Origin of the sequence: Pseudomonas sp. Sample_24 (genome assembly GCF_004307605.1) — a bacterium.
Lineage (GTDB): Bacteria > Pseudomonadota > Gammaproteobacteria > Pseudomonadales > Pseudomonadaceae > Aquipseudomonas.
In genome coordinates, this window is record NZ_RCNW01000123.1 from 1 (window position 1) to 7,371 (window position 7,371).

The 7,371-nt window shown below is 60.9% G+C and carries 5 protein-coding genes; 1 reads left to right on the forward strand and 4 read right to left on the reverse strand.

What is annotated here, in order from left to right; translation table 11 throughout:
- Positions 1-75: 75 nt before the first annotated feature.
- Positions 76-600, forward strand: a complete 525-nt coding sequence (gene yjgA, locus D8V06_RS06255; RefSeq protein ID WP_008054354.1) for a ribosome biogenesis factor YjgA — start codon at positions 76-78, stop codon at positions 598-600.
- A 48-nt stretch (positions 601-648) separates the two neighbouring features.
- On the opposite strand, the gene tldD is transcribed toward yjgA, so the two are convergent.
- The 4 genes from tldD to D8V06_RS06275 all read right to left on the reverse strand — a co-directional run.
- Complete coding sequence (gene tldD / locus D8V06_RS06260; protein WP_130930634.1) at positions 649-2,091, reverse strand: metalloprotease TldD; 1,443 nt, start codon at positions 2,089-2,091, stop codon at positions 649-651.
- A gap of 19 nt (positions 2,092-2,110) precedes the next feature.
- Positions 2,111-2,959: a carbon-nitrogen hydrolase family protein gene (locus D8V06_RS06265; protein ID WP_056855021.1), complete on the reverse strand. Its 849-nt coding sequence runs from the start codon at positions 2,957-2,959 to the stop codon at positions 2,111-2,113.
- Positions 2,960-3,030: 71 nt separating this feature from the next.
- A complete protein-coding gene (locus tag D8V06_RS06270) occupies positions 3,031-6,834 on the reverse strand; it encodes a YhdP family protein (RefSeq protein WP_130906266.1) in 3,804 nt (1,267 codons plus the stop codon).
- A 75-nt stretch (positions 6,835-6,909) separates the two neighbouring features.
- Positions 6,910-7,371 (reverse strand): ribonuclease E/G (locus tag D8V06_RS06275; RefSeq protein WP_177434385.1); only part of this gene is annotated, 462 nt, incomplete at its 5' end.

Consider the following 7,371-nt stretch of genomic DNA (forward strand, 5'->3'; position numbering starts at 1 on the left):
GGTCATCGAGCGACCGGGCCGGACAAGCGGCCCCCGACTGGTTATCATGGCGGCGTTTCTTTGCGGACGGCCACCATGGTTGATTCTTACGACGACTCCCTCGATACGGGAGAAAAAAGCAAATCCCAGGTTAAACGCGAGCTGCATGCTCTGGTTGACCTCGGCGAGCGCCTTACAACACTCAAGCCTGACTTGCTGGCAAAACTGCCATTGACCGACGCTTTGCGCCGGGCTCTGGCCGATGCGCCCAAGCACACCGCGAACATCGCGCGTAAACGGCATCTTCAGTTCATCGGCAAGCTGATGCGCGATCAGGACACTGACGCCATTCTGGTTCTGCTCGATCAACTCGATGCCTCCACTCGCCAGTACAACGAACGTTTCCATAACCTGGAGCGTTGGCGCGATCGCCTGATCGCCGGCGACGATGCCGTGCTGGAAAAATTCGTCGTCGACTACCCGGACGCGGACCGCCAGCAATTACGTTCCCTGATCCGACAGGCCCAGCACGAGGTTGCGCAAAACAAGCCTCCTGCTTCCAGCCGTAAAATCTTCAAGTACATCCGTGAGCTGGACGAGACTCAACGCGGTCTGCGCTGAATCTCTGACCGGGTGAGTCGCCAGGCGACTCACCCGAAGCTTCACGTCTTATGCGCCCGTGCCACCCACGGTGATCGCATCAATCTTCAGCGTTGGCTGGCCGACACCTACCGGCACCGACTGCCCATCCTTGCCGCACGTCCCCACTCCACTGTCCAGCGCCAGATCGTTGCCGACCATCGACACTTTGCTCATGGCTTCCGGACCGTTGCCGATCAGGGTCGCACCTTTGACCGGCGCAGTGATCTTGCCGTCCTCGATCAGGTACGCCTCGCTAGTGGAAAACACAAACTTGCCGCTGGTGATATCCACCTGCCCACCGCCAAGGTTCGCGCAGTAGATGCCGCGCTTCACCGAAGCGATGATTTCCTGCGGATCGCTTTCGCCGGCGAGCATGTAGGTGTTGGTCATGCGCGGCATCGGCAAGTGCGCGTAGGATTCGCGGCGACCGTTACCGGTTCGGGCGACGCCCATCAGACGCGCGTTGAGCTTGTCCTGCATGTAGCCCTTGAGGACGCCGTTTTCGATCAGCGTAGTGCATTCGGTCGGCGTGCCCTCGTCGTCGACGTTCAAGGATCCGCGGCGCCCCGAGAGGGTGCCATCATCGACAATGGTGCAAAGCTTGGACGCAACCATCTCGCCCATGCGCCCACTGTAGGCCGAGCTGCCCTTGCGGTTGAAATCGCCTTCCAGGCCGTGACCGACCGCTTCGTGCAGCAGCACGCCGGACCAACCGGAGCCGAGCACCACCGGCAGCGTACCGGCCGGCGCAGGGATGGCTTCGAGATTCACCAGCGCCTGACGCAGTGCCTCACGGGCATACCCCATGGCGCGGTCTTCGGCGAGGAAATAACGGTAATCGGTACGACCACCGCCACCATGGCCGCCGCGCTCGCGTCGACCATTTTGCTCAACGATCACGCTGACGTTGAAACGCACCAGCGGCCGCACATCCGCCGCCAGACCACCATCGGTGGATGCCACCAGAATCCGCTCCCAGACCCCCGCCATGCTCACGGTCACTTGCTGGATACGCGGGTCGAGGGCACGGGTCGCGGCATCGATGCGCTTGAGCAGGTCGACTTTCTCGGCGCGGGTCAGCACTTCCAGCGGATTGTCCGGACCGTACAGCTGAGCGACATCTTGCGTGGTGAACGCTTGCACGGTGCCGTTCTGTCCCGCCCGGGAAATCGAACGGGCAGCACGGGCCGCCGCACCCAAGGCTTCCAGGGTGATCGCGTTGCTGTAGGCAAAACCGGTTTTCTCTCCCGATTGCGCCCGCACGCCAACCCCTTGGTCGAGGTTGAAACTGCCTTCCTTGACGATGCCGTCTTCCAGCGCCCAGGACTCGGAAATCTGCCCCTGGAAATACAGGTCGGCGGCATCGATGCCCGGCCCGGCCAGGTCGCCGAGCACGCCTTGCAGGCTTTCGATTGTTACGCCGCCAGGCGCCAGGAGATGTTCACTGACTGAGGACAACAACTCGCTCATATGCTTTACGCCTTAAAATTCATCGTTCTGAGGCAGGTCGCTGGGCGCCCTGCGAGAAAAAGCGCCGGTGACTGGACACCGGCATCCGCGCCCGGATGGACGCCTGTTCGCTGCTATCGCGTTCGGCCAGCAGCACGGCCTCGCCTTGATCCTGTTGCGCCAGCACCCGGCCCCACGGGTCGATGATGGCAGCATGGCCAAACGTTTCCCGCGGCCCTGGATGCGTCCCGCCCTGGGCGGCTGCGAGCACATAACACTGGGTCTCGATGGCCCGTGCGCGAATCAGCACATCCCAATGCGCCGCGCCGGTCACCGCGGTGAACGCCGATGGCGCGGTAATCAGCTCCGCGCCGGCTGCACGCAATTCGCTGTAGAGCTCCGGAAAGCGCAAGTCATAACAGACTGTCAGGCCAACCCGGCCAACCGGCGTGTCCGCCACCACGACGCCACTGCCATAAGCATAGTCATCGGATTCACGATAACGGCCACGATTGTCGGCCACGTCGACGTCGAACAGGTGCAGTTTGTCGTAGCGCGCCACTGTTTCGCCTTGATCATCGACCAGCAGCGAGCAGGCATGCACCTTGGCCGTCGGTTGATCCACCGGCGGCAACGGCAAAGTGCCGGCCACTATCCATAACTTGAGGTCACGTGCGGTCTGTTTCAACCATGGCAGGATCGGGCCTTCGCCCAAGGCCTCGGCGCGGCCGATGTCGGCAATGTCGCGGCGCCCCATGGCAGCGAAGTTTTCCGGCAGCACGGCAAGCACAGCCCCGGCCTTCGCAGCCTGTTCGAGCAGGCGTCGGGCCTGGACCAGATTGGCCAGCACATCGCTCTGGCTGACCATTTGAATCACCGCTACAGACATGGCGCACTCCTGGAAACGTATGCGGCCATGCTACTCCATAGATTTGCCGAGCGCCTTTTCAAAAAAGAAACTCAAAACGGCTTGTCGAAGGTGATTTTCGGTTCTTTCCACGGCCCCTTGACGGTGTACTTCACACTGGCGAAGCGAGCCACGCGGTCTCCGATCAGCTTGTCGATCAGAAACAGCGCACCACCGATGGCCGGTGCTCCGACGATCAGCGCGGCAATCGGCAAGTTGTTGGTCACCGGCAAGGTCACCAGCAGTTTCGCATCGATCTGATCGGCGACCATGTTCAAAGTGCCATCAAGCTCGATGGTGCTCGACGGGCCGGTCAGGCGGATCGGTTCACGCGTGACGTACACGCCGTTGTTTGCCTCCAGCAGGCCTTTGACCCGGTCATAGCTCAAGCCTTTGCCGAACAGGTCGGAGAAGTCCAGACGCAAGCGGCGACCAATGGAATTGAAGTTGAGCAGGCCGAACACACGCAAAGCCTGGGCACTGCCTTCGACTTCGACAAACTGGCCTTCTTTGAGTGAGGCGTCCAGCGTGCCCGAGAAGCGCTTGGTCGCCAGCCATGCTGGCGATCCCGGCCAGCGCCCATCGACGTCCATATGGAATTCCTGGCTGGTGACGCTCGGCGCAAAGCCCCAGCCCTTGAGCACATCAGCGAGGTTCTTGCCGCTGGCCCGGCCCTTGAAAAAGCTTGTGCTGGAACCGGGCACGCCTTCCCAGCCACCACTGCCCTGCAACAGAATGCCCTTCAGGCCCATGTCCAGCGAATTGAACGCAATGCCTTTAGGCGTCGGACGAATCTTCAATGACCAGCCGCCGACCAGGTCGTTGCCCTGGAACAACTGGTTGATGGTGATATCCAGCGCCGGAATCTTCGTCGGATCGACTGAGGCCAGTGGGTCCGGGGAGTTTTCGTCGGCCAGTACCGTCGGATCAGGTGCCGGCAAACGCACGTATTGCAAGTTGACCACCAACGGCGCGGCTTTCGCATCGGGAATAGTGGCACTGCCCTTGGCCTGCTGGCTGTCGAGCTGCAAGGCCCAGGCGGACGGCTTGCGCGTCAATTGCAGGGAAGCCTGATCCAGCGTGGTGCCGAGCGCGCTAAGTTTGCCGACCTTGAAATCGGCGCTGCTGAGCAGCTGCTTGGCACTGCCGCCCGGATCCTGTCCGGCGTATTTATTGACCAGATCCTGCCAGGGGCCGACATCCAGCTCCGACAGCACTCCGCGAATACGCAATCCTTTAGCGCCGGGTAACACCGCGTCGCCGTTGCCGAGGAACAACTCACCACGGCCGTTGTTAAAGTTGCCCGTCGGTGCGGCAAAGGTGAAATTCGCCAGCTGACCGTAGTTCACCCAGTAACGCCGCTCTGCGCCCTGCAACGTCATGCGAAATGTCGTGTCTCGCCCCTCCTCTGCTGTCAGGCCGAAAGGTGCGGGCAGATCGACGGCAACGCCCTTGAGACTGGAGTTGACCATCAACTGGCTGTCGGCACCATCCAGTGTCAGTTGCAGCTGATACGGGATCACGCCACTGACCGGCAACGGCTGGGTAACGCTCAGCCACTCGGTGAGTTTCTTCACTTCAACCTGCCCCGAGGCCACGACCCGGGTATTGAGCTTGCCTTCACGGCCATCGGCAAAAATTTGCGCGCTCACCGGTTTATCGAAAGCCCGGGCGGTGATGTTCTGCCCGCTTAGCCCCTTGGTGCTATCAAAACGAAAATCGCCTTTGAGTTGAGTCAGCTCCAGAGGGGGCTCGGGAAGTTTCAGGCGAGCCTTGGCGGTTTTGAAGTCGACCTGGATTTTCGGCTGTTCACCTTTGGCCAGCGGGATATCCAGCTTCAGCTTGCCTTGCAGATCACCCTCGCCTTCCCAGCCGGCAAAGGTCTCGGCAGTGCCGATCGGCGCTTCCTTGAGGATTTTCAGGCCATCGCCCAACCCGCCGGCGAACCCACCGTCGAGAAACAGATGACTGTTCTGCCCCTGGGGTACGTGGGGAATATTGACGTAAATGTCGCTGACCCGGGTGTCGAGCAGCTGGCCCTTGCTGGCCAGGATGCGCACGCCGCTGTCTTCAACGAACACATCACCGGTGACCTTGCTGACGTGTGGCCAACCTGGCTGGAACGCCAGTTCGGCATCGTGCACCTTGAAAAACAGGCTGATGCTGCGGTCGGTCTCGGCGGCGCCGTGGTTGAGCGAACCTTGATACTGGAAGAAGCCTTGATCCACCGCCCCTTTGAGAATCGCCGTGCGCAGCCATTCGTCCAGCGCCGGGCTGAGGACAGTCGGCAGGTACTTGGCGGTATAGCGACCGTCACCGTCCACCAGGCCGACCCGCAGATCCATGTAATCTTCCCGGGTTTCATCGAAAAACAGGCGAATCAGAAAGTCACCGGCTATCTTGCCCTCCTCGCCCAGCACCTTCAGGTACGGCGCGATCAGGGTGAAACTCTCTTTGTCGAGTTTCCAGGTCAGGCGGGCGTTGGCCTGGATGTATTGCCATGGCTTGGCGAAAATCGGGTCCAGGTGCAGCATGAAATCCTTGCTGTCCATGCGCAGTTCGCCGTGCCCAAGATCACCGCTGATGCTGCCCGTTACATTTCGTGCCGCCGGAGCCCCGTGATAGGCATCAAACCCAACCTGCTCAAGGTTGGCCGCGAAACTGAACTTGCTGTCGTCGGTGGCGTTAGGGCGCAAATCGATCAGAACGTTGCGCAACCCTCCGGTCACCTTCAGCCGTTCAACCACTGTAGCCAGACCTTCAGGCAAGGGCGCCAGGGCATTGAGCAACGGTGTCAGCGGAGTCAGGTCGAGGCGGTCGGCTTGCAGGTGCCAGAGCTCTTCGGACTTGTCGGAGGCCGCGGTTTGCTTGAGCTGCAGATGCGTTTCCCAGCGACGTTCACCAAGGTTCATGGCCAGCGAATCCAGGGTCACCATCATGCCTTCGGCGTTGCGCTGGAAGTAGGCGTTGAGCGCCAGGTTACTGATCTTGACGGGTTTACGCTCGGCATAGGCGCCATTGAGTTGCGGTGCATTCAGGCGCACCGCTGCACTCTGCAGCGTCCCTTGCCCCCAGGTGACCCACACCTCGCCACCGGCCTTGATCTCGGAGAAATTCCACTGTCGGGTCAGTCGTTCGGGCAGCCATTTTGACCAGTCGCTCTGCGGCAGGCTGACATAAGCCTGCGCTTCGCCGTCCTTCCACTGACTCGCGCGAATGCGGGTGCGCAGGTTAATGGCCACCGGCTGCCCGTCCGGCAACGTCAGGCGGGCATCCAGTCGCTGGCGAACCGCACCGGTTTTCAGGCTCAGGCCGACGTAGGTCAGGGTCAGCGGCGACTCACCAAACGGTTGCAAGGTGACCTGGCTGTCGAGCACCGACAAGCGCTGGATCATTTGCATGCGATTGAGCATTTGCTCGGGGTCCAGCGGCTGATCGTCCTTGACCGGCAAGCCCTCCAGCGCCCACTGCCCGTCCTCGCCTTCCTTGAGGCTGATCTTCAGGCCGTTGAGTTCCAGATGGGCGATGCGCACTTCACGGGCCATGAGGCTGGCCCAGAGGTCCGGCACCGCGCGCACCTTTTCCAGATGCAAGGCATTGGTGCCGACACCGACCGTCACATCGTGGGCCGAGAGAATGGGCGCGAAACCACTCCAGTCGCCCCGCAGCTCGCCAATTTGCAGCGGCATGCCCAAAGCCTCGCTGGCTTTGGTTTCGACTTCGGCGCGGTATTCGGCCACCAGCGGCGTCAGTTCCCGGCCGAGACTGACGTAAAACGCCATCAACACCAAAACCAACGCGCACAGGCCCAGACCCCAGCGGGTCAGTGCGGCCAAAATGCGTGTCAGACGCTCCATGTCAGTTGGCTCCCATGGCAAATGTTTTGCAAAAAGCTGAGGCCAGCCATTGTGGAAAAATCACGACGCAGCGACTCAGAGCAACACCACGTCGTATTGTTCCTGGGAGTACATGGTTTCCACCTGAAAACGGATGGTGCGCCCGATGAAACCTTCGAGTTCGGCGACGTTGCCCGACTCTTCATCGAGCAGTCGGTCGACAACTTTCTGGTTCGCCAATACACGATAGCCTTCCGCCTGATAGGCGCGCGCCTCACGGAGAATTTCGCGGAAAATTTCGTAGCAAACGGTTTCCGGAGTCTTCAACTTGCCGCGGCCCTGGCAACTCGTGCACGGCTCGCAAAGCACTTGTTCGAGACTCTCCCGGGTGCGTTTGCGGGTCATCTGCACCAGGCCAAGCTCTGTGATGCCAATGATGTTGGTCTTGGCGTGATCCCGTTCGAGCTGCTTCTCCAGCGTGCGCAGCACCTGGCGCTGATGCTCTTCATCTTCCATGTCGATGAAGTCGATGATGATGATCCCGCCGAGGTTGCGCAG

Bases quoted from the DNA above. Each gene is read 5' to 3' on its own strand.
- D8V06_RS06270 (WP_130906266.1), bottom strand. From the start codon at position 6,834: ATGGAGCGTCTGACACGCATTTTGGCCGCACTGACCCGCTGGGGTCTG.
- tldD (WP_130930634.1), bottom strand. From the start codon at position 2,091: ATGAGCGAGTTGTTGTCCTCAGTCAGTGAACATCTCCTGGCGCCTGGC.
- D8V06_RS06265 (WP_056855021.1), bottom strand. From the start codon at position 2,959: ATGTCTGTAGCGGTGATTCAAATGGTCAGCCAGAGCGATGTGCTGGCC.
- yjgA (WP_008054354.1), top strand. From the start codon at position 76: ATGGTTGATTCTTACGACGACTCCCTCGATACGGGAGAAAAAAGCAAA.